Source organism: Embleya australiensis, assembly GCF_051903075.1.
Classification (GTDB): Bacteria; Actinomycetota; Actinomycetes; order Streptomycetales; family Streptomycetaceae; genus Embleya.
Genome location: NZ_CP182422.1, coordinates 6,925,975 through 6,951,275 on the forward strand (window position 1 = coordinate 6,925,975; position 25,301 = coordinate 6,951,275).

Annotated in this window: 1 protein-coding gene; it reads left to right on the top strand. The window is 73.3% G+C overall.

The annotated features are described in order from the left end of the window. On the top strand, positions 1–25,284 hold the full coding sequence (locus ACMXN5_RS29995) for an SDR family NAD(P)-dependent oxidoreductase (RefSeq protein ID WP_439677870.1): 25,284 nt from the start codon (positions 1–3) through the stop codon (positions 25,282–25,284). Positions 25,285–25,301 lie beyond the last annotated feature (17 nt).

Consider the following 25,301-nt stretch of genomic DNA (forward strand, 5'->3'; position numbering starts at 1 on the left):
ATGAATGAGTTCAACGCCGATGCCCATCGCGCACACCCCGCGCCGGAAGACGCGGTGGCCATCGTCGGGTTGGCCTGCCGACTCCCCGGCGCCGACGGCCCCGACGAGTTCTGGGACCTGCTGAACAGCGGACGCGACACGATCACCGAAGTGCCCCACCATCGCCGGGACGCGAGAGCGGCGGACGACACGAACCGAGCGGCCGGCGGATCCCCCCACCCAGCTGCGGACCGACCGCGAAGAGGCGGATTCCTGGACGCGGTGGACCGGTTCGACGCCGCCTTCTTCGGCATCACCCCGGGCGAGGCCGCCCTGATCGACCCACAGCAGCGCCTGATGCTCGAACTGTGCTGGGAGGCCCTGGAACACGCGGGCATCCCGCCGACCCGGATCCGGGGCAGCGCCACCGGGGTGTTCGCCGGCGCGATCTGGGACGACTACGCCACCCTGCTGCGCCGCGCCGGTGTCGAGCCCGGCCCCCGGCACGCCACCGGCCTGCACCGCAGCATGATCGCCAACCGGGTCTCGTACACCCTCGGCCTGCGCGGCCCCAGCATGACGGTGGACGCTGCCCAGTCCTCGTCCCTGGTCGCGGTACACCTGGCGGGCGAGAGCCTGCGCCGCGGCGAGTCGACACTGGCCCTGGTCGGCGGGGTCAACCTGGACCTGGTTCCCGACCACGACGGCGACGCGGCCAAGTTCGGCGGGCTCTCCCCGCAGGGCCGCTGCTTCACCTTCGACGCCCGGGCCGACGGCTACGCGCGCGGCGAGGGCGGCGCGGTGGTGGTGCTCAAGCCGCTGTCCCGGGCACTGGCCGACGGCGACGTCGTGCACGCCGTGATCCGGGGCAGTGCGATGAACAACGACGGGGGCGGCGACGCGTTGACCGCGCCCGACCCCCGGGCCCAGACGGAGGTGATCCGGCTCGCCCGGCGGCGGGCCGAAGTCGCCGCGTCCGCCGTGCAATACGTCGAACTGCACGGCACGGGAACCCCCGTCGGCGACCCGATCGAGGCCGCCGCACTCGGTGCGGCGCTCGGCGCGGAGCGGGCGAACCGGCCGCCGCTGGCCGTCGGTTCGGTGAAGACCAACGTCGGGCACCTGGAGGGCGCGGCCGGCATCGTCGGCCTGGTCAAGACGGTGTTGGCGATCCGACACCGGCGGCTCCCGGCAAGCCTGAACTTCGCCGAACCCCATCCGCGGATCCCGTTGGGCGAACTGGGCCTGCGGGTGCAGACGGCGACGGGTGACTGGCCCTGCCCGGACGAACCCCTGATCGCCGGGGTGAGTTCGTTCGGGATGGGCGGGACCAACTGCCATGTGGTGCTCGCGGAGGCGGAGCCTGCGGGCGGGGCGGGGCCGTCGGGTGGGGCGGATCCGGTCGTGGGGTCCGCCGCCGGCCCGGTGCCTTCGGACGCGGTTGCCGTGCCGATATCCGGTGTCGACGCGGACGGGCTTCGGGCCCAGGCCGGGCGGTGGCACGGTTACGTACGCGAACATCCCGACGTGGCGCCGGCCGACCTCGGCTACTCGGCCGCCACCACCCGGACCGTGTTCGCCGCCCGCGCCGTCGTCCTCGCTCGCGACCACGCCGAACTCCTCGCCGGGCTCGACGCGTTAGGCGGAGCCGGCGCGGATCCACACCTGGTCCGGGCCGATGCTCAACCCGGCCGCACCGCCTTCCTGTTCACCGGGCAGGGCAGTCAACGCCCCGCTATGGCACGGGAGTTATACGCCCGCCACGCCGTCTTCACGGCGGCCTTCGACGCCGCCTGCGCCCACCTGGACCCGCACCTGCCGCGCCCGCTGCGCGAGGTGTTGTTCGCGTCGCCCGACAGCCCGGACGCGGCGCTCGTGCACCGCACCGAGTACACCCAACCCGCGCTGTTCGCCGTCGAGGTCGCGCTGTACCGGCTGTTCGAGCACTGGGGGGTGACCCCGGACCTGCTGCTCGGCCACTCGATCGGCGAGCTGTGCGCCGCGCATGTGGCCGGCGTCTGGTCCCTGCCCGACGCGTGCGCGCTGGTCGCGGCCCGGGGCCGGCTGATGCAGGAACTGCCGGACGGTGGGGCGATGGTGTCGCTGCGGGTCGCCGAGGACGACGTGCTCGCCTCGCTCGAACCGGTCCGCGACCGGGTCTCGATCGCGGCCGTCAACGGGCCGCTGGCCACGGTGATCTCGGGCGACCCGGACGCGGTCCTCGACGTCGCGGCCGGCTGGCGGGCACAGGGCCACAAGACAACCCGACTGCGGGTCGCACACGCCTTCCACTCACCGCGCATGGACGCGATGACGGACGCCTTCGCCGAGGTGGCCGCCGGGCTGACCGCTCGACCGCCCGCCCTGCCCGTCGTGTCGAACCTGACCGGCCTGCCGCTGACCGCCGAACAGGCCTGCTCCCCGGACTACTGGGTCCGCCACGTGCGGCACACCGTGCGCTTCCACGACGGGGTGCGCCGGCTGCGGGCCGAAGGCGCGACGGTACTGCTCGAACTGGGCCCGGACGGCAGCCTGTCGGCGGCGGCCCGGACCTGCCTGGTCGACGGCGAACGGGACACCGTGGCCACGATCCCGACGCTGCGCCGCAACCGCCCCGAGGCGGACGCGTTGACCACGGCGGTGGCCCGCCTGTACACGAACGGCGTGGACCCGGACTGGGAGCGGGTGTTCGAGGGACGCGGGGCACGCCGGGTCGCGTTGCCCACCTACGCCTTCCGGCGCGCACGCCACTGGCCGGGCACCTCGGCGGAAGCCGCCGACACGGCCGCGCCGGACGAATCGCCCGCCGTGGCACCGACGTTGGCCGAGCGGTTGGCCGCACTGTCCGCGGCCGAGCAACATCGCATCCTGCTCGACCTGATCCGGGCACACGCGAGCGCCGTCCTGGGCCCCGGCGCCACCACGACCGTCGAACCCGACCGCACCTACCGCGAATCGGGCCTGGACTCGCTAGGCACCGTCGAACTGATCACCCGGCTGGCCAGGGACACCGGCCTCGACCTGCCCCCGACCACGGTCTTCGACCACCCCACACCCACCGCGCTCGCCCACCACCTGCGCACCCGAGCGCTCGACCTGCCCGCGCCGACCGGCCCCCGGCCGACGCCCGGGCCGGCCGGCGCCGACGAACCGATCGCCATCGTGGCGATGGGCTGCCGGCTGCCCGGTGCGGTCCGCACCCCCGAGGACCTGTGGCGGCTGGTCGCGGACGGCGTGGACGCGATCACCGCCTTCCCCACCGACCGCGGCTGGGACCTGGACCGGCTCCACCACGACGACCCGGACCGGCCGGGCACCAGCTATGTACGATCCGGCGGATTCCTGGACCACGCGGGCGACTTCGACGCGGAGTTCTTCGGGATCGGCCCGCGCGAGGCGCTGGCCATGGACCCGCAGCAACGGCTGCTCCTGGAGACCTCCTGGGAGGCGATCGAACGCGCCGGACTCGACCCGACCGCGCTGCGCGGCGAGCGGGTGGGGGTGTTCGTCGGTGCCACCGCGCAGGAGTACGGCCCGCGCATGCACGAATCCACCGACGCCCTCGCCGGATTCCTGCTGACCGGCACCACGCCCAGCGTCGCGTCCGGGCGGATCGCGTACACCCTCGGCCTGTCGGGCCCGGCGCTCACCGTCGACACCGCCTGCTCGTCCTCGCTGGTCGCGGTGCACCTGGCCGCACGTTCGCTGGCGAGCGGGGAATGTGCGCTGGCCCTGGCGGGCGGCGCCACCGTGATGGCCGGCCCCGGCATGTTCGTCGAATTCGCCCGGCAGCGCGGCCTGGCCCCCGACGGTCGCTGCAAGCCCTTCTCGGCGGACGCCGACGGCACCGCCTGGGCCGAGGGCGTCGGCGTGCTCCTGCTGGAACGCCTGTCCGACGCGCGCCGCAACGGCCATCCCGTACTCGCCGTGCTGCGCGGCTCCGCGATCAACCAGGACGGGGCCAGCAACGGGCTCAGCGCGCCCAACGGCACCGCCCAGCAGCGGGTGATCCGGGACGCGCTGGCCGCCGCCGGACTCGGCCCGCAAGACGTCGACCTGGTCGAGGCACACGGCACCGGGACACCGCTGGGCGACCCGATCGAGGCGCAGGCGCTGCTGGCCACGTACGGGCGCGATCGGGCCGCCGATCGGCCGCTGCTGCTCGGCTCGGTGAAGTCCAACATCGGCCACACCCAGGCCGCGGCGGGTGTGGCCGGGTTGATCAAGACCGTGCTGGCCCTGCGGCACGGCGCGGTACCGGGGACGCTGCACCTGCGCGAACCGTCGCCCCACGTGCGGTGGGCGGACGGGGCGATCACGCTGCCGACGACGACCACGGACTGGCCGGCGTACGACCGACCGCGCCGCGCGGCGGTGTCGTCGTTCGGGATCAGTGGGACGAACGCGCATGTGATCGTGGAGGAGGCGGGCGGGGGTGCGGAGGCACCGGAGCCTGCCCCTGCCGGCGGGTCTGCTTCAGACGGTGTCGCCGACCCCGTGCCGCTGGTGGTTTCCGCGCGGAGCGAGGCCGCGTTGCGGGGGCAGGCGGAGCAGCTCGCGGGGCTGCTTCGGGGGGCGGACGCCCCGGCCCTGGCCGAGGTCGGGTATTCGCTGCTGCGCGGCCGGGCCGGGTTCGAGTACACCGCCGTGATACCGGCGCGTACCCACGCCGAGGCGCTGCACGGGTTGACCGCGCTCGCCGCCGATCGACCCGCCGACCGGCTGATCCGGGGCAGCGCTCCGGCGGCCCGCGGCGGGACCGTATTCGTCTTCCCCGGGCAGGGCACCCAGTGGTCCGGGATGGCGCTGGAACTCCTGGACACCAGCCAGCCGTTCGCCGCCTCCATGCGGGCCTGCGCCGACGCGCTCGACCCGTACGCCGACGACTGGTCGCTGCTCAAGGTGCTCCGCGAACCCGGGACGCCGGGGTTGACGCGCGTCGACGTCGTACAGCCGGCGCTGTTCGCGGTGATGGTCTCGCTGGCCGCGCTGTGGCGCTCGATCGGGATCGAACCGCAGGCCGTGGTCGGCCACTCGCAGGGCGAGATCGCCGCCGCGTACGTCGCGGGCGCACTGTCCCTCGCGGACGCCGCCAAGGTGGTCGCACTGCGCAGCCGGGCGCTGGTCGCGGCGGCGGGCAGGGGCGGGATGGCCTCGGTGTCACTGCCCGCCGAACAGGTCGCCGCGCTGCTCGAACCCTGGGCCGGCCGGCTCGGCGTGGCCGCCGTCAACGGGCCGAGCGCCACCGTGGTCAGCGGAGACACCGAGGCCCTGGACACGTTCCTGGACCGATGCGCGGCGGACGACCTGCGGGCCCGGCGCATCCCCGTCGACTACGCGTCGCACTCGGCACACATGGAGGAGATCCGCGATCGGCTCCTGACCGACCTGGCCGACGTGACCCCGCGAACCGCGTCCACAGCCTTCTACTCCACCCTGACCGGCGGTCGCATGGCCGACACGAGCGGCCTCGACGCCGACTACTGGTACCACAATCTGCGCCGAACGGTGCGGTACGAGATGGCCGTTCGGGCGCTGAGCGAGGACGGTCACCGGCTGTTCGTGGAGGTCGGCCCGCATCCGGTGCTCACGCTCGGTACCCAGGAAACGCTGGACGCGTGCGGCAGCGGCGGCACCACGATCGGCACGCTGAGCCGCGACCACGGCGGCCGGGACCGCTTTCTCGTCGCGGTGTCGGAGGCCGTCGCGCACGGCGCCCGGCCCGACGCGGAAGCGCTGTTCGACCCGGCCGGTACCGGGGTGCGGGCGGTTGCCCTGCCCACCTACGCGTTCCAACACCGGCGCTACTGGCTGACCCCGCGTGAGGCGGCTCCCGACGGTACGGCTGCCCTGGGTCTGACGCCGATCGCCCATCCGCTGCTCGGCGCGCTCGGCGTCGAGCCGGATGGCACGGTGATCGCGACGGGTCGGATCTCGCTGCGGGATCTGCCGTGGTTGGCGGACCATGCGGTCGCGGACACCGTGGTGTTGCCGGGGACCGCGTTTCTCGAACTGGCCCTGTGGGTCGGGGAGTCCGTGGGGGCTCCGCAGGTCGAAGAACTGACCCTGGAGAGCCCGCTGCTCCTGCCCGAGACCGGTGATGTGCACCTGCGGGTTGCCGTGGCTCCGGCGGACGAGGCCGGGCTGCGGGAGGTCACCATCCACTCCCGGCGGGCGGGTGGCGGCGGTGCCGATGCGGAGCGGGAGTCGTGGGTTCGGCATGCGGGCGGGCTGCTCGTCGAGTCGGTGCGGGAGGTCGGCGGGGGCGGTGGCGGTGGGCTCACCGAGTGGCCGCCGCCCGGTGCCGATGTGCTTGATCTTGCCGATGCCTATCCCGTGTTGGCCGGGCTCGGGTACGGCTACGGGCCTGCCTTTCGGGGACTGCGTGCGGCTTGGCGCGGGGCCGGTGGCGAACTGTTCGCCGAGGTGCGGTTGCCGGATGAACCGCGGGAATCGGGGTCGGGGGTGGTGGGGCCGGAGTTTGGGATCCACCCGGCGCTCTTGGATGCGGCACTGCATCCGTTGCTTTCGTCTCCTTCGTCGCTTTCGTTGACTTCGTTGTCTTCGACGCAGGACGGGTCGGCGGGTGCGTCGCCGCGTATTCCGTTCTCGCTGGCGGACGTGCGGCTGTACGCCACCGGGGCCGACACGTTGCGGGTTCGGCTGGACCGGGCGGATGACGGGGCCACAGCGCTTACGGTTGCCGACGGCGTCGGTGCGCCGGTCCTGTCCATCGGCGCGCTCACCCTGCGTGAACTGCCTGCCGACGGGCCGATCGCGGCGGAACCCCGGCCGGCCGAGGCGATGTTCGACCTGCGCTGGATCGCCGGAACGACCCCGGCGGAGCCGACGGGTGTCGGGTGCGCGTTCATCGGGGAGGACCTCGGCCTGGGCGGCGGCGAGGTGTATCCGAGCCTCGCGGATCTCGATGCGCGACTGCTCGCGACGGGGGAACCCACGCCCGACGTGGTGTTCGCCGCTGTGCCGATGGGGGCGGACGACGATGTCCCGGGTGCCGCGCACGACAGCGCGCGCTGGGCGTTGGACCTGGTCGGGGGTTGGCTTGCGGGCGAGCGGTCGAGTGCGGCGCGGCTGGTCGTGGTCACGCGCGGTGCGGTTGCCGCTCGGGCCGGGGACGCGCTGTCGGGGCTGCCCGCAGCCCCCGTATGGGGGCTGTTGCGGACCGCGCAGTCCGAACACCCCGATCGTTTCGTGCTGATCGACCTGGACGATGCGGTGCGCTCCGGCTCCGCGCTGCTTGGCGCGGCCGTTGCGGGTGAACCTCAACTCGCCTTGCGTGATGGGGTGGTTCATCTACCCCGCATGGTGGTTGCCGAGCCGGTTGACCCGGCGGATGCGCCGGTGGCTCGACGTCGACCCGATCCGAACGGGACCGCGCTGATCACCGGTGGCACCGGCACCCTGGGTGCGCTGGTTGCCCGCCGGCTGGTCGTCGAACACGGCATCCGGCATCTGCTCCTGCTCGGACGCGCGGGTCCGGAGGCGGCCGGGGCCGAGGAGTTGATCGCCGAACTCGGCGCGCTCGGCGCCCGGGTGACCGTGGCCGCGTGCGATGTCGCCGACCGGGCCGCGCTGCGCCGGGTGATCGAGGACATCCCCGCCGAGCACCCGCCGACGATCGTCGTTCACGCCGCCGGTGTGCTGGACGACGCGACGCTGTTGTCGTTGACCCCGGATCGGCTCGACGCGGTGCTGCGCCCCAAGGTGGACGCGGCCTGGCATCTGCACGAGTTGACCCGAGCGGCGAACCCGGCGGCGTTCGTGCTGTTTTCGTCCATCACCGCGATCACGGGCAACGCCGGCCAGGGCGCGTACACGGCGGCCAACACCTTCCTGGACGCCCTCGCCGAACAACGCCGCGCCGCCGGGCTGCCCGCCAACGCGCTGGCCTGGGGACTGTGGGCCGAGGGCAGCGGGATGACCCGCCACCTCGACCACACCGACCGGGCCCGGATGTCCCGGGGCGGGATCGCGGCGCTGCCCACCGACACCGGACTCGCCCTGTTCGACGCCGCGTTGCACCGGGACCGTCCGTACACGATCCCGGCCCGCCTGGACCGCAGCGCGCTGCGGGCCCTGGCCGCGAGCGGTGTGCTGCCCGCCGTACTGCGTGGCCTCGTGCGTGTCCCACCGCCGCGTGCCGCCGCCTCCGGGGACCGCGCGGACGCGTCGTCGTGGTCCCGGCGGATCCGGGAACTCCCGGGCGAGCAGCGGGAACGGGCGATCACCGACCTGGTGCGCGGGCAACTCGCCGCCGTCCTCGGACACGACGCACCCGAACGACTCGACCTCGACCGCGCCTTCCGCGAACTGGGCGTCGACTCGCTGACCGCACTCGAACTGCGCAACCGGCTCAATGCGTTCACCGGCCTGCGGCTGCCCGCGACCGTGGTCTTCGATCACCCCAGCGGTACGGCCCTGGTCGCCCGGATGACGCGCGAGGTGGTCGGCGCGGCCCCGAGCGAGTCGACCACGCCCGCTGCCGGACCGACCGTGACGGTCGACGAGCCGATCGCCGTCGTCGGCATCGGCTGCCGCTATCCGGGCGGTGTGGCCGGTCCCGAGGACCTGTGGCGACTGGTCGCGGCCGGCACGGACGCGGTCGGTGACTTCCCCGAAGATCGTGGCTGGGACCTGGCGAACCTGTACGACCCCGACCCGGACAAGGTCGGAAAGGTCTACACCCGACGGGGTGGATTCCTCTACGAGTCGGGGGAGTTCGACGCCGAGTTCTTCGGCATCTCGCCGCGCGAGGCGGCGGCGATGGACCCGCAGCAGCGGCTGCTCCTGGAGACCGCGTGGGAGGCGTTCGAGCACGCGGGGCTGGATCCGAGGACGCTGCGCGGGAGCAACACGGGTGTGTTCGCCGGGGTGATGTACAACGACTACGCCTCGCGGCTGCACCGCGCCCCCGACGGGTTCGAGGGCATGCTGCTGGCCGGAAACGTAGGCAGCGTCGTGACCGGAAGGGTGTCCTACGCGCTGGGCCTGGAGGGGCCGGCGGTCAGCGTGGACACCGCCTGCTCGTCGTCGCTGGTGGCGCTGCACCTGGCGGCCAATGCGCTGCGGTCGGGGGAGTGCGATCTGGCGCTCGCCGGTGGGGTGACGGTGATGTCCACCCCGAATGTCTTCGTCGAGTTCTCCCGACAGCGCGGACTGGCGGCGGACGGCCGGTGCCGGTCGTTCGCGGCGGGCGCGGACGGTACGGGTTGGGGTGAGGGTGTCGGGCTGCTGGTGGTGGAGCGACTGTCCGACGCGCGGCGCAACGGGCATCCCGTGCTGGCGCTGCTGCGTGGTTCGGCGATCAACCAGGACGGCGCGTCGAACGGGCTGACCGCGCCGAACGGACCGTCCCAGGAGCGGGTGATCCGCGCGGCGTTGGCCGGTGCGGGGTTGTCGGCGGTGGACGTGGACGCGGTGGAGGCGCACGGGACCGGAACGACGCTGGGCGACCCGATCGAGGCGCAGGCGTTGTTGGCCACGTACGGGCAGGGCCGGCCGGCGGAACGGCCGTTGTGGCTGGGCTCGATCAAGTCCAACATCGGGCACACGCAGGCCGCGGCCGGGGTGGCCGGCCTGATCAAGATGATCATGGCGATGCGGCACGGCGTACTGCCCGAGACGTTGCACGTCGATGCGCCGTCGCCGCACGTGGATTGGTCGACGGGGCGGGTCGAGCTGCTGGCCGAGGGTCGGCCGTGGCCCGAGGTCGGCCGGGCGCGCCGGGCCGCCGTGTCGTCGTTCGGGATCAGCGGGACGAATGCGCACGTGATCGTCGAACAGGCGCCGGCGGCCGAGCCGGTGGTGCCCCGGGACGAGCCGGTGGGTGTGGCGGGCCTGGTGCCGTGGGTGTTGTCGGCCAGGACCGCCGACGGTTTGCGGGCGCAGGCGGCGCGGTTGCGGGAGTGGTCGGCGCGACATCCGGAGGCGGATCCGGTCGACGTGGGGTGGTCGTTGGTTCGGGAGCGCTCGGTTTTCGATCGGCGGGCGGTGGTCAGTGGCCGAGATCTACATGAACTTGCCTTTGGGCTCGCTGAGTTGGCTGCCGGCGGTGGTAGTGCCGATGGTCGGCCGATGTTCTCGGGGCCCGGTCCGGTGTTCGTGTTTCCGGGGCAGGGGTCGCAGTGGGTGGGGATGGCGGCCGGGTTGTTGGAGTGCTCGCCGGTGTTTGCGGGCGCGGTTGCCGAGTGTGCGGCGGTGATGGATCCGTTGGTGGCGGATTGGTCGCTGTTGGATGTGTTGCGGGATGGGTCTGCCCGTGAGTTGGAGCGGGTGGACGTCGTTCAGCCGGTGCTGTTTGCGGTGATGGTGGGGCTTGCGCGGTGGTGGGAGTCGTGCGGGGTGCGGCCGGGCGCGGTCGTTGGGCACTCGCAGGGGGAGATCGCCGCGGCGCATGTGGCCGGCTATCTGTCGTTGGCGGATGCGGTACGCGTGGTCGTGTTGCGGAGTCGGGCCCTGCTGGGGGTCGCGTCCTCCGGGGGCGGGATGGTTTCGGTCGGGGTGTCGGCGGAGCGTGCTCGCGAGTTGGTCGCCGGGGACGAGCGATTGTCACTGGCGGCCGTGAACGGGCCGACGAGTGTGGTGCTTTCGGGTGATGTCGAAGCGCTGGCCGTGGTTGTCGACGCGTGCGAGCGGGACGGGGTTCGGGCTCGGTGGATTCCGGTGGATTACGCGTCGCATTCGGCGCGGATGGAAACCGTGCGGGGCGAGGTGGAGCGGCTGTTGGCGGATGTGACGCCGCAGGTGGGCCGCGTGCCGATGTACTCGACCGTGACCGGGGAGGCGGTTGCCGATCCCGCCGAGTTGGGCGGGTCGTACTGGTTCGAGAATCTGCGGCGCACGGTGGAGCTTGAGCGGGCCGTGGGTGCGGCGGTCGCGGATGGGCATGGTGCGTTTCTGGAGTGCAGTCCGCATCCGGGCCTGGTGGTGCCGTTGGGGGACACCCTGGAGGCGGCCGGCGTGGACGGCGCGGTCCTGGAGACGTTGCGGCGGGGTGAGGGTGGGCCCGATCGGCTGGTCGCCGCGCTCTCGGCGGCGTTCGTGGTTGGTGTCGCGGTGGACTGGGCCGGGATGTTGCCGGGTCGCCATGTCGAGCTGCCGACCTACGCCTTCCAACGGCGGCGCTACTGGTTGACGGGTGGCGAACGCGCGGGCGATCCGACCGGGTTGGGGCTGGTCGCGGCCGATCACCCGCTGCTGGGGGCTGCGGTCGGTTCGGTTCGGGACGGGGAACTCCTGTACACCGGGCGGTTGTCCGCCGCGACGCATGGGTGGCTGGCGGACCACGCGGTGTTCGGCTCGGTGGTGGTGCCGGGGACGGCTTTCGTGGAGCTGGCGTCGTGGGTCGGTGGTGAGGCCGGTTGCCCGGTCGTGGACGAACTCACGCTGCATGCGCCGCTGGTGCTGCCGGACGGGGTCGGCATCCGGCTTCGGGTGGCGGTGGGTGCGGCGGATTCGGCCGGGCGTCGGGTGGTGGAGTTCCATTCGCGGCCCGAGGAGGCCCCCGACGAGCAGCCGTGGACTCGGCATGCGACCGGCACGCTGGGCACCGCGAGTGTGCTCGGATCCGCGTCGGCCGGGGCGGAGGCGTGGGCGGTCTGGCCGCCGGCGGATGCGGAGGTGGTCGATCCGGAGGCCGTGTACGAGCGGCTTGCGGAGCACGGGTACGAATACGGGCCGATCTTCCGGGGGCTGCGGGCCGCGTGGCGGCGGGGTGACGACTTCTTCGCCGAGGTCGCGCTGCCGGAGGCGGCCGGTCGGGACGCGCACGGCTACGAGCTGCATCCGGCGGTGCTGGACGCCGCGCTGCATGTGGCCGCGGCCGAGGCGGTGGCGGAGTCGGGGGCGACGCTGTTGCCGTTCGCCTGGACCGGGGTCGCGCTGCATGGGCCGGGGGCGCCGGTGCTCCGGGTGGTGTTGCGGCGTACCGGGCGGGAGACGTTGGCGGTCGACGTGGCCGACGAGCGTGGTGTTCCGGTGGCGTCGGTCGCGTCGCTGACGCTGCGGCCGGTGGCCGCCGAGCAGTTGGTGGCGGCCGAGGCCGCGGGCCGCGAGTGGCTGTACCGGATGGTCTGGGAGATCGCGGACGTGCCGGTGGTGGGGCACGTCGACGGCGAACTCCCCGGTTCGGTGGCGGAGTCCGACGCGACGGCGGAGCTTGTGGCGGGCGGGATTCGGGTGGTGACCTTCGTGGGCAGCGAAGAGGCGCCCGAGGTGGGGCTGTTCGACTGTCCGCCCGTGGTCGGCGAAGCACCCGACGAGGTGGCCGGCGCGGTGCACGCCGTGCTGGCCGCGGTTCGGGCGTGGGTGGGGGACGAGCGGTTTGCCGGGGCGCGGCTGGTGGTTCGTACCCGCGGTGCGGTTGCCACGGATGCACAGGACCGGGTCGGTTCTCCGGCACATGCGGCGATTTGGGGTCTCGTGCGGGTCGCGCAGACCGAGCATCCGGGGCGCTTCGTCCTGGTCGATGGGGACGACGCCGATTCGGGTGCGGCACTGCGTGCGGCGGTGGCGTGCGGGCTGCCGCAGGTGGCGATTCGCGAAGGTGTGGTGTTGGTGCCGCGCCTGGTGCGGGCGGTGCACGACACGGCGCTGGTGCCGCCGGCGCCGGGGTCGAATCAGCCGTGGCGGATCGAGTCCGGGACGGCCGGGACGCCGGACGATCTGGTGGTGACGGCTCATCCGGCCGCCTCGGCGCCGTTGGCGGCCGGGCAGGTGCGGGTGGCGGTGCGGGCGGCCGGGGTGAACTTCCGCGATGTGCTGATCACGCTCGGGATGTATCCGGGGCGGGCGGTGATCGGAGCCGAGGCGGCCGGGGTGGTCGTGGAGGTCGGTCCGGGTGTGTCGGATCCGGCCGTCGGCGACCGGGTGATGGGCTTGTTCGAGGGGGCGTTCGGGCCGCTTGCGGTGGCCGATCGTCGGTTGTTGGCCCGGGTGCCGGCGGGTTGGTCGTTTGCTCAGGCCGCGTCGGTGCCGGTGGTCTTCCTCACCGCGCTCTACGGGCTGCACGACCTGGCCGGGCTGCGGTCGGGTGAATCGGTGCTGGTGCACGCGGCCACGGGTGGGGTCGGCATGGCCGCCACCCAGCTGGCCCGGCATCGGGGCGCCGAGGTGTACGCGACCGCGAGTGCGGCGAAGTGGGCCACCGTGCGCGGGCTGGGTGTTCCGGACGAACGGATCGCCTCGTCCCGGGACCTGTCCTTCGAGCAGCGCTTCGCGCGGGCCACGGACGGGCGCGGGATCGACGTGGTGTTGAACTCGCTCGCGGGCGAGTTCACCGACGCGTCGTTGCGACTCCTGGCCCAGGGCGGCCGGTTCGTGGAGATGGGCAAGACGGACATCCGGACCGAGGGCCTGCCGGCCGGGGTGCGCTATCGGGCCTTCGACCTGATCGAGGCGGGGCCGGATCGTATCGCCGAGATGTTCGCCGAACTGGTCGACCTCTTCGAGCGTGGTGTGCTGCGACCGCTGCCGATTCGGACCTGGGACATCCGCCGGGCCCGCGAGGCGCTGCGCTTCTTGGGCCAGGCCCGGCATGTGGGCAAGGTGGTGCTGACCGTGCCGCAGCCGCTCGCGGCCGAGGGTACGGTCCTGATCACCGGCGGCACGGGCACGCTGGGTCGCAGTCTGGCCCGACACTTGGTCACGCGGTGGGGTGTGCGCCGGCTGGTACTGACCGGCCGAGCCGGTCCCGCTGCTCCCGGCGCCGCCGAACTGGTCGCGGAATTGGCCGAGTCGGGTGCCGACACCACGATCGTGGCCTGCGATGCGGCGGATCGTGCGGCGATGGCCGGGGTGTTGGCCGCGATTGGGGCCGAACACCCGTTGACCGCCGTGGTGCACGCCGCCGGGACGCTCGACGACGCGCCGATCGAGGCGCTGACCCCGGAGCGGGTCGACCACGTGTTGCGGCCCAAGGTGGACGCCGCCCTCGTACTGGACGAACTCACCCGGGACGCGGACCTGGCCGCGTTCGTGCTGTTCTCGTCGGTGGCCGGCGTACTCGGCGTGGCCGGGCAGGGCGGCTATGCGGCGGGGAACGCGTTCCTGGACGGCTTCGCGGGTCGGCGCCGGGATCGGGGGTTGCCCGCGACCGCCCTGGCCTGGGGCCTGTGGGCGGACCGCAGCGGAATGACCGAGCAGTTGGGCATTGGCGACTTGAAGCGCCTGGCGCGCGGCGGACTGGTGCCGATCTCGACCGCCCAGGGGCTCGCGCTGTTCGACGCCGCCTGGCAGGCCGACGAGGCGGCGCTGATCCCGGCCCGCCTGGACCTGGCCGCATTGCGCGCCCAGGCGGCGACCGAGCCGGTACATCCGCTGCTGCGCGGCCTGGTCGGCACCCCGGCCCGCCGGAACGGCGCGCTGCCGGAGGCGCCGTGGGCCCGCCGGCTCGCCTCGGCCGCGCCCGCCGAGCGGGTGGACGTGGCATTGCGGCTGGTCCGGGCCGAGGCGGCGGTGGTCCTGGGGCACGAGTCGACCGACGGGGTGCGGCCCGAAGTCACGTTCCGCGACCTCGGGTTCGACTCGCTGACGGGTGTGGAACTGCGCAACCGGCTGAGCGGTGCCACCGGATTGCGGTTGCCGTCCACGCTGGTCTTCGACTATCCGACCCCGCTCGGCTTGGCCGGTTTCCTGGTCGCCGAGTCGGTCGGCGCGGTGGAGTCGGCGCCGACCGGGCCGGCCGCCGGGGGTGCGATGGTCGCAGCCGATCCGGTGGTGATCGTCGGGATGGGCTGCCGGTTCCCGGGCGGGGTGGACTCGGCGGCGGCCCTGTGGGACCTGGTGGCCGGGGGCGGCCATGCGATCGGGCCGTTCCCGACCGACCGCGGCTGGGATGTCGACGCGCTGTTCGATCCCGATCCGGAGCGGGTCGGCAAGAGCTACGTCCGTACCGGCGGATTCCTGGCCGGGGCCGCCGAGTTCGACGCCGAGTTCTTCGGTGTGTCACCGCGCGAGGCGCTGGCGATGGACCCGCAGCAGCGGCTGCTGCTGGAAACCGCGTGGGAGACCTTCGAGCAGGCGGGCATCGATCCCACCTCGCTCCGGGGCAGCCGGACCGGCGTCTTCGCCGGCATGGCCGGCCACGACTACGCGACCGGGGGCGCCCGTACGCAGGCCGGGCTGGAGGGCCACCTGCTGACCGGGAATGCGGCGAGTGTCGCCTCGGGCCGGGTGGCCTACACGTTCGGCCTGGAGGGGCCGGCGGTGACCGTCGACACGGCGTGCTCGTCGTCGCTGGTCGCGCTGCACCTGGCGGCGAACGCGCTGCGGTCGGGGGAATGCGACATGGCGCTCGCCGGCGGGGTGACCGCGATGTCCACGCCGGAATTCTTCCTGGAGTTCTCCCGGCAGCGCGGACTGTCCGTGGACGGCCGCTGCAAGGCGTTCGCGGCCACGGCGGACGGGATGGGCGCGGCCGAGGGCGTGGGCCTGCTCCTGGTCGAGCGGTTGTCGGATGCGCGGCGCAACGGGCATCCGGTACTGGCGGTGGTGCGCGGGTCGGCGGTGAACCAGGACGGCGCGTCGAACGGGTTGACCGCGCCGAACGGGCCGTCGCAGCAACGGGTGATCCGGGCGGCCCTGGCCGACGCCGGACTGTCCGCGGCCGATGTGGATGCGGTGGAGGCGCACGGGACGGGCACGACGTTGGGCGATCCGATCGAGGCACAGGCGTTGCTTGCGACCTACGGGCGGGATCGCGCGCCGGATCGGCCGCTGTGGTTGGGGTCGGTGAAGTCCAATATCGGGCACACCCAGGCGGCGGCGGGTGTGGCCGGGGTGATCAAGATGGTTTCGGCGCTGCGGCATGGGGTGTTGCCGCGCACGCTGCACGTGGACGAGCCGACGCCGCATGTGGACTGGTCGGCGGGTGGGGTCGAACTGCTCACGAGCGCGCGTGCGTGGCCGGAGGCTGGGCGGGTGCGTCGGGCGGGTGTGTCGTCGTTCGGGATCAGCGGGACGAACGCGCATGTGATCTTGGAGCAGGCGGAGGAGAGTCCGGCGGATTCGGTGCCTGCGGTGCCGCCGCCGCCGGCGGCCGGGACTCCGGTGTGGGGCGGTCGGGTGCCCTGGGTGCTGTCGGCCCGGTCCGAATCCGCGTTGCGGGCACAGGCCGCGCGGTTGCGGGACTGGCTGGCCGTACATCCCGACGCCGATCCGCTCGATGTGGGGCGGTCGTTGGCGACCGGGCGGGCGGCGCTCGATCACCGGGCGGTGGTGCTTGGGCGCGATCTCACGGAACTGCGCATGACTGTGGCGGAATTGGCCGACAACGGGCCGGGTGACGGGGCGTCGATCGTCGGCTCGGTCTCGGCCGCCGGTCCGGTGTTCGTGTTTCCGGGGCAGGGGTCGCAGTGGGTGGGGATGGCGGCCGGGTTGTTGGAGTGCTCGCCGGTGTTCGCGGGTGCGGTGGCGGAGTGTGCGGCGGTGATGGATCCGTTGGTGGCGGATTGGTCGTTGCTGGATGTGTTGCGTGGTGCGGGTGGTGAGGCGTTGGCCGAGCGGGTTGATGTGGTTCAGCCGGTGCTGTTTGCGGTGATGGTGGGGCTTGCGCGGTGGTGGGAGTCGTGTGGGGTGCGGCCGGGTGCGGTGATCGGGCATTCGCAGGGGGAGATCGCGGCTGCGCATGTGGCGGGTTATCTGTCGTTGGTGGATGCGGTGCGGGTGGTTGTGCTGCGGAGTCGGGCTCTGCTGGGGGTTGCGTCTTCCGGTGGCGGGATGGTGTCGGTTGGGGTGTCCGCCGATCGGGCTCGGGAGTTGGTTGCCCGGGACGACGACCGGCTGTCGTTGGCGGCGGTGAACGGGCCGACGAGTGTGGTGCTTTCGGGTGATGTCGAAGCGCTGGCGGTGGTGGTTGACGCGTGCGAGCGCGATGGGGTCCGGGCTCGGTGGATTCCGGTGGATTATGCGTCGCATTCGGCGCGGATGGAGGCCGTGCGGGGCGAGGTGGAGCGGCTGTTGGCGGATGTGACGCCGCAGGCGGGCCGCGTGCCGATGTACTCGACTCTGACCGGTGCGCCGATCGCCGATCCCGCCGATCTGGGCGGGTCGTACTGGTTCGAGAATCTGCGACGCACGGTCGAGCTGGAGCGGGCCGTCGGAGCGGCGGTTGTCGACGGGCATACGGTCTTCGTCGAGTGCAGTCCGCACCCGGGGCTGGTGGTGCCGCTGGGGGACACCCTGGAGCAGGCCGGGGTGGACGGCGCCGTTCTGGAGACGCTGCGGCGGGGCGAGGGTGGGCCCGATCGGCTGGTCGGCGCGCTTTCGGCGGCGTTCCGGAGCGGTCTGGCCGTGGACTGGGCCGGGTCCGGGATGGTGCCGGGGCGGCGGGTCGAGCTGCCGACCTATGCCTTCCAGCGGCGGCGGTACTGGGTGGAGCCTGCGGAGCGGGCCGGCGGGGTCGGGTGGGGGCAGTTCACGGTCGAACATCCGGTGCTGGGCGCCGGGGTCGATCTGGCCGACGGGGCCGGGACGGTCTTTACCGGGCGGCTGTCCGCGGCCTCGCACGGGTGGCTCACGGAGCATGTGGTGCTCGGGACGGTGATCGCGCCCGGCACGGTGTTCGTCGACCTGGCGCTGCGTGCGGGGGCGACGGTCGGCCGGGCGACGGTCGAGGAACTGACCCTGCACGCGCCGCTGATCCTGCCCGACGCGGGCGGTGTACGGATCCAGGTCCGGGTCGGCGCACCCGACGCCGCCGGGGTCGGGTCGGTGGAGATCCACTCCCAACCGGAGGATGCGGCCGGCGACGAGCCGTGGACCCGGCACGCCTCCGGGACCCTGACCGCGACCGACCTCGACCCGGCGGACGTGGCTGCGGAGGCGGCGATCTGGCCGCCCGCGGGCAGCACGCCGGTCGATCTGGACGGGGTCTACGAGCGACTGGCCTCGGCCGGATTCGAGTACGGTCCCGCCTTCCAGGGGCTGCGCGCCCTGTGGCGGCGCGGCGGCGAGTCGTTCGCCGAGATCGAACTCACCGACGACGCACGGCAGGACGCCGAACGCTACGAGGTGCATCCCGCGCTGTTGGATGCGGCCGTGCATGCGCTGGGGGTGGAGCCGGCGGTGGAGGCCGCGCCGGGCGAGGCGCGGATCGCCTTCTCCTGGCGCGGAGTCCGGCTGGTTGCCGGCGGGGCCGGGCGGTTGCGGGTGCGGCTGGCACCGGTGGGCTCGGATGCGGTGTCGTTGTGGTTGAGCGATGTGGACGGTGAGCCGGTCGGGTCGGTCCGGGCGCTGACGGTGCGGCCGGTCTCGGCCGAGCGGCTGCGTCCGGCGGGGGCGCCGCCGCGCGACTCGATGTTCCGGGTGGAGTGGCGGTCGGTGTCGGGCGACGAGCCGGGCGCGGCGGTTCGCTGGGCGGTGGTGGGCGCGGTGGACTCCGGGCCGCTTGCCCGGCTGGTGGCGGCGTATCCGGATGCGCCGGTGTACCGCAGTGTGGTCGAGGCGGCCGGGGATGTGGCGGCGGGACCGCCCGATGTCGTGGTGGTGGGCGTGGGCGGGCCCGACGATTCGAAAGGATCGGTCGAGCGCACTCGGCGGGTGCTTGCGGACGTGTTGGCGCGGACGCGGGACTGGCTGGCCGACTCCCGCTTCGCGGCGACGCGCCTGGTCGTGGTGACCTCCGGGGCCGTCGCCGCCGACGTGGATGCCGACTCCGAGGAGCGGGTGGCGGACCTGGCCGGCGCGGCGGTGTGGGGGCTGTTGCGCTCGGCCCAGTCCGAACACCCCGACCGATGCTCGCTGGTCGACCTCGACGAGGACGCGGCGTCGATTGAGGCCTGGCCGGCGGTGCTTGCCTCGGCCGAGCCGCAACTTGCCCTTCGTGCGGGCCGATTCCGGGCTCCTCGGCTGGCCAGGGTGAGCGCCGGAGCCGGCGAGCCGTTCGCCTTCGCGCCCGACGGCACAGTGTTGGTGACCGGTGCCACCGGCGGTCTGGGTGCCCTGGTGGCCCGGCATCTGGTGGCCGCGCACGGCGTGCGTCGACTGCTGCTGCTGTCCCGCCGGGGCGCGGCCGCACCCGGTGCGGCCGAACTGGTGGAGGACCTGACCGCACAGGGGGCGGAGGTCACCCTCGCCGCCTGCGATCTGGCCGATCGTGCCGCGCTGGCCGCCGAGTTGGCGCGTATCCCGGCCGAGCATGCGCTGACCGGGGTGATCCACACCGCCGGCGTGGTGGACGACGCCACCATCACGAACCTGACCGATGTGCACCTGGACCATGCGCTGCGCCCCAAGGCGGACGCCGCGTTCCACCTGCACGAGTTGACCCGGGACGCGAACCCGGCCGCGTTCGTCCTGTTCTCCTCCGGGGCCACCACCTTCGGTGGTCCGGGGCAGGGCAACTACGCGGCGGCCAACGCCTTCCTGGACGGCCTGGCCCGGCAGCGCCGCGACCTCGGCCTGTCCGGGATCTCGCTGGCCTGGGGCCTGTGGGCGGGTGCGCAGGGGATGGGCGGGCGGCTGAGCGAGGCCGATGTGGCCCGCTGGGCCCGAACCGGTGCGGTGGCGATGCCGGCGGCCGAGGCACTGCGGTTGTTCGACATCGCGCTGGGCCGGCCCGAGGCGGCCCTGGTGCCGGCACACCTGGACCTTCCGGCGATGCGGGCGGATGCCGGTGCTCGGCCCGCGCTGTTCCGGGAGTTGCTCGGGACCGCTACGCGGCGGGCGGCGGCGGGTGTGGGCGGGTCGGCGCTGACTCGGCGGCTGGCGGGGATGTCCCCGGCCGAGCGGGAGCAGGCGGTCCTGGACGTGGTGCGGACCGAGGCCGCGAACACGCTGGGACACGAGTCGGCCGGGGCGGTGCCGGCCGGGCGAGCGTTCAAGGAGCTGGGGTTCGACTCGCTGACCGGGGTGGAACTGCGCAACCGGTTGAACACCGCGACCGGGCTGCGGTTGCCGTCCACGCTGGTCTTCGACTACCCGACCCCGGCGGGGTTGGCGGCGTTCCTGGTCGGCGAGTTGGTCGGTCGTTCGGTACAGGCCGTGCCGGTTCCGGTGCCGGTCGGTGGGCGGCACGAGGACGCCGACGATGCGATCGTGATCGTCGGCATGGGCTGCCGGTTCCCGGGCGGGGTGGCCTCGCCGGAGGACCTGTGGAATCTGCTGGCTTCGGGCGGGGATGCGATCGGACCGTTCCCGACGGACCGGGGATGGGACCTGGCCGGGCTGTTCGACCCCGATCCCGAGCGGCCCGGGAAGAGCTACGTGGAGTCGGGCGGATTCCTCTATGGGATCGGCGAGTTCGACGCGGAGTTCTTCGGGATCTCGCCGCGTGAGGCGTTGGCGATGGATCCGCAGCAGCGGTTGCTCCTGGAGACGGCGTGGGAGACGTTCGAGCGGGCGGGCATCGATCCGACCTCGCTGCGCGGCAGCCGGACCGGGGTCTTCGCCGGGGTGATCGACAACGACTACGGCGCCCGGGTGAACCAGGTGCCGGACGAGGTCGAGGGCTATCTGGGCTACGGCAGTTCGGCGAGCATCGCGTCCGGCCGGGTCTCGTACGTCCTGGGCCTGGAGGGCCCGGCGGTCAGTATCGACACCGCGTGCTCGTCGTCCCTGGTCGCGCTGCACCTGGCGGTGAACGCGGTGCGGTCGGGCGAATGCGAACTGGCCCTGGCCGGTGGCGTGACGGCAATGGCCACCACCGAGTTCTTCGTGGAGTTCTCCCGGCAGCGGGGTCTGTCGCCGGACGGCCGCTGCAAGGCGTTCGCGGCGGCGGCGGACGGGATGGGCGCGGCCGAGGGCATCGGGCTGGTGTTGGTGGAGCGGTTGTCGGATGCGCGGCGCAACGGGCATCCGGTTCTGGCGGTGGTGCGTGGGTCGGCGGTGAACCAGGACGGCGCGTCGAATGGCTTGACCGCGCCGAACGGGCCGTCGCAGCAGCGGGTGATTCGGCAGGCGTTGGGCGCGGCCGGGTTGTCTGCGGCGGATGTGGATGCGGTGGAGGCGCACGGGACCGGGACGACGCTGGGTGATCCGATCGAGGCGCAGGCGTTGTTGGCCACCTATGGGCAGGATCGCCCGGGAGATCGGCCGCTGTGGTTGGGGTCGGTGAAGTCGAATATCGGGCACACCCAGGCGGCTGCGGGTGTGGCCGGGGTGATCAAGATGGTGTTGGCGCTGCGGCATGGGGTGTTGCCGAGGACGTTGCATGTGGACGAGCCGACGCCGCATGTGGATTGGTCGGCGGGTCGGGTCGAGGTGTTGGCGGGCGAGGTGGCGTGGCCGGCGGGTGAGCGGGTGCGCCGGGCGGGTGTGTCGTCCTTCGGGATCAGCGGGACAAACGTGCACGTGGTCTTGGAGGAGGCGCCGGCGGACGGCCCCGAGCCTGCGCCCGCCGCGCAGGACGTCCCGGGAGTCGGCGGCGTGCTGCCCTGGGTGGTGTCGGCGCGCACCGAGGCCGGGTTGCGGGCGCAGGCGGCGCGGTTGCGCGATTGGGTGAGCGAACATCCGGACGCCGAACCGGCGGATATTGCCCGGTCGTTGGTGGACGGGCGGGCGGTGTTCGACGTGCGGGCGGTGGTGCCCGGGCGGGAGTCCGGCGAACTTGTCGCTGGGCTGGACGAGTTGGTGCGGGGTGGGGTGGGAGACCCCGGTTCGCTGGTGACCGGCTCGGACCCGGTGTTCGTGTTTCCGGGGCAGGGGTCGCAGTGGGTGGGGATGGCGGCCGGGTTGTTGGAGTGCTCGCCGGTGTTCGCGGGTGCGGTGGCGGAGTGTGCGGCGGTGATGGATCCGTTGGTGGCGGATTGGTCGCTGTTGGATGTGTTGCGGGGCGGGTCTGCCGGTGAGTTGGAGCGGGTCGATGTGGTTCAGCCGGTGCTGTTTGCGGTGATGGTGGGGCTTGCGCGGTGGTGGGAGTCGTGTGGGGTGCGGCCGGGTGCGGTGATCGGGCATTCGCAGGGGGAGATCGCGGCTGCGCATGTGGCGGGTTATCTGTCGTTGGTGGATGCGGTGCGGGTGGTTGTGCTGCGGAGTCGGGCTCTGCTGGGGGTTGCGTCTTCCGGTGGCGGGATGGTGTCGGTTGGGGTGTCCGCCGATCGGGCTCGGGAGTTGGTTGCCGGAGCTGATGGGTTGTCGTTGGCGGCGGTGAACGGGCCGACGAGTGTGGTGCTTTCGGGTGATGTCGAAGCGCTGGCGGTGGTGGTTGACGCGTGCGAGCGCGATGGGGTCCGGGCTCGGTGGATTCCGGTGGATTATGCGTCGCATTCGGCGCGGATGGAGGCCGTGCGGGACGAGATGGAGCGGCTGTTGGCGGATGTGACGCCGCAGGCGGGCCGCGTGCCGATGTACTCGACTCTGACCGGTGCGCCGATCGCCGATCCCGCCGATCTGGGCGGGTCGTACTGGTTCGAGAATCTGCGGCGCACGGTCGAGCTGGAGCGGGCCGTCGGAGCGGCGGTCGTGGATGGGCGCACCGTGTTCGTCGAGTGCAGTCCGCATCCGGGACTGGTGGTGCCGCTGGGGGACACCCTTGAAGCGCTCGGTGTGGATGGCGCGGTTTTGGAGACGTTGCGGCGGGGCGAGGGTGGTCCCGATCGGCTGGTCGCCGCGCTCTCGGCGGGGTTCGTGCGTGGTCTGCCGGTGGACTGGGCCGGGCTGATCGTCGGCGCGCGGGTGGAGTTGCCGACCTACGCTTTCCAGCGGCGACGCTATTGGTTGGACGAGGGGGCGCGATCGGGGGATCCGGGCGGGTTGGGACTGGCCGCCGTCGGACATCCCTTGCTGGGTGCGGCGGTACGGCCGGCGCAGGGCGCGGGGTTGTTGTTCACCGGGCGGTTGTCGACGGAGACCCACCCGTGGCTCGCGGATCATGTGGTGCTCGGCTCGACGATCGTGCCGGGCACGGTGTTCGTGGACCTGGCGCTGTGGGCCGGGGCCGAGGCGGAGTGTCCGGTGGTGGACGAACTGACCCTGCACACCCCGCTGGTGTTGCCGGAACACGGCGGTGTGCATGTACAGGTCGCCGTCGACGGGCCGGACGCCGCCGGGGCCCGGGCGGTCGCGGTGTACTCCCGGCCGGAGGACGCGCCCGGCGAGCAGCCGTGGACCCGACACGCCGTCGGTGTCCTCGTTGCCGACGCCGGTGCGGGCGCCGCTCTCGACGCGGCTGCGGAGGCGTGGCCGCCGGTCGGGGCGAAGCCGATCGAGGTGGCGGACTTCTATGCGCGGCTGGTGGAGTCCGGGGTCGACTACGGGCCGGCGTTTCGTGGGATGCGGGCCGCCTGGCGGCGCGGGGACGAACTGTTCGCCGACGTGGCGCTGCCGGCCGAGGAGGAGCGCGACGCGCACCGCTTCGGGGTGCATCCGGCGCTGCTCGACGCGGGCGTGCAGACCCTGCGGGTGGATCCGGGGCCGGCCGACGGGGACGACATCCGGGTGGCCTTCTCCTGGCACGGGGTGCGGCTCTTCGCGGCCGGTGCGACCCGGCTGCGGGTGTCGTGCGTGCCGGCGGGCGAGGGTGCGGTGTCGCTGCGGATCACGGACGAGACCGGGCGGGCGGTCGCCGCGATCGAGGCGTTGACGGTGCGGGCGATCTCGGCCGAGCAGCTCCGGCGGGCCGGCGGCGGGCGGGACGCGCTGTACCGGCTCGCGTGGCGGGCGTCGGTGGTTCCCGTGTCGGTGGCGGCGCCGCGTGTCGCGGTGGTCGGCGGGTGGGATCTGCCCGGCCTGGGCGGGTTGGTGGACCGGTATCCGGGTGTTGCCGAACTTGCTTTGTGTGATCGGCCGTTGCCAGATCTGGTACTGCTCCCCGTCGGCGATCCGGAGCCCGGCGCGCCGTTCTCCGAGCGGTGTATGCGGGAGGTGACGGCGGAACTGGTCGGGCGGCTGGACGCGTTCCTCGGCAACGAACGGTTCGCGGCGGCCCGGGTGGTCGTGGTGACCCGCACGGCGGTGGTCGTGGATGGGGACGAGGGGCTCCGTGATCCGGCGTCGGCGTCGGTCTGGGGAGTGGTCCGGGCGGTGCAGGCCGGGCATCCGGGGCGGATCGTGCTGGTCGACCTGGACGACGATCCCGTCTCGGCGGCGGCTTTGGCCGCGGTGGCGTCGGCCGGTGGTGAGCCGCAGTTCGCGGTGCGCGGTGGTCGGGTGTCGGTACCGAGGCTGGAGCGGATTCCGGCCTCCGGCGGAGCACGGCCGGCGCTGGGGATCGGCACGGTGTTGATCGCCGGTGCGGACCGGGCGGTCGGTGCGGGGGTGGCCGAGCATCTGGCCGGGGCGTACGGGGTGGGTCGGTTCGTGTTGTTGTCCGTGGATCCCTCGGGGGCGGGGCCGGCCGAACTGGCCGCCCGGCTGGGTGAGGCCGGTGCCGAGGTCGTGTCGGCGGCCTGGGACGGGCACGATCCGGGCCTGCTTGCCGCGCTCGTGGCCGAACACCGGCCGGCGGGCGTGGTGGACGGGTCGGGCGAGTCGGGTGTCGCCTGGGCGTTGCACGAGCTGACCGCCGACGTGGACCTGGCGTTCTTCGTGCTGTTCTCGTCGGCGGCGAGCCTGCTCGGTTCGTCGGCGCATGCGGCCACGGCCGGGGTGGATGCCTTCCACGATGCGCTGGCCGCACATCGGCGGGCGTGTGGGCTGCCCGGGGTGTCGCTTGCGTGCGGGACGGATCCGCTGCCGGGGCTGCCCGACCTGTTCGACGAGGCGATACGCCGGGAGGACGCCGTGTTGGTTTCGGCGTCGACGGACCTCACCGGGCCCGGGTCGACGTCACCGTTGTTGCCCTCCGGGAACGGCCGTGGCGCGACCACCCCCGCCGAGGCGTCGACCGAGGCGGACGGCGAGGCCTTGGTCCGGCGCCTGGCGGCGCTGTCCGAGGAGGAGCGCGAGCGCGAACTGGTCGGCCTGGTACGGGCCCAGGCCGCGGCGGTGCTCGGGCATGCCGGCATCGGCGACATCGGACCCGAACGGGCCTTCAAGGAGGTCGGGTTCGACTCGCTCACCGCGGTGGAGCTGCGCAACCGGCTGATCAGGGGCACCGGGGTCGGCCTGCGCTCCACCCTCGTCTTCGACTTCCCCACGCCGCGAAGCCTGGCCCGCCACCTGAGCGGCCGGCTGGTCGAGGAGGCATCCCCGATCGGTGCGCTGCTGGCCGACCTGGACCGATTCGAGGGCGAGTTGCACGCGGTGCTCGACGAGCCGGAGGCCCGCGACCGGCTGGCCGAGCGGCTGCGTCGGCTGCTGGCCGACTGTACCGCGCCGGACGAGAGCGCCGCCGACGACGACGTCTCGGACGTGCAGTCGGCCACCGACGACGAGTTGTTCTCGCTCGTCGACCAGGGCTTCGAGTGACCCGGCCCATCCACGCA

Bases quoted from the DNA above. Each gene is read 5' to 3' on its own strand.
- ACMXN5_RS29995 (WP_439677870.1), top strand. From the start codon at position 1: ATGAATGAGTTCAACGCCGATGCCCATCGCGCACACCCCGCGCCGGAA.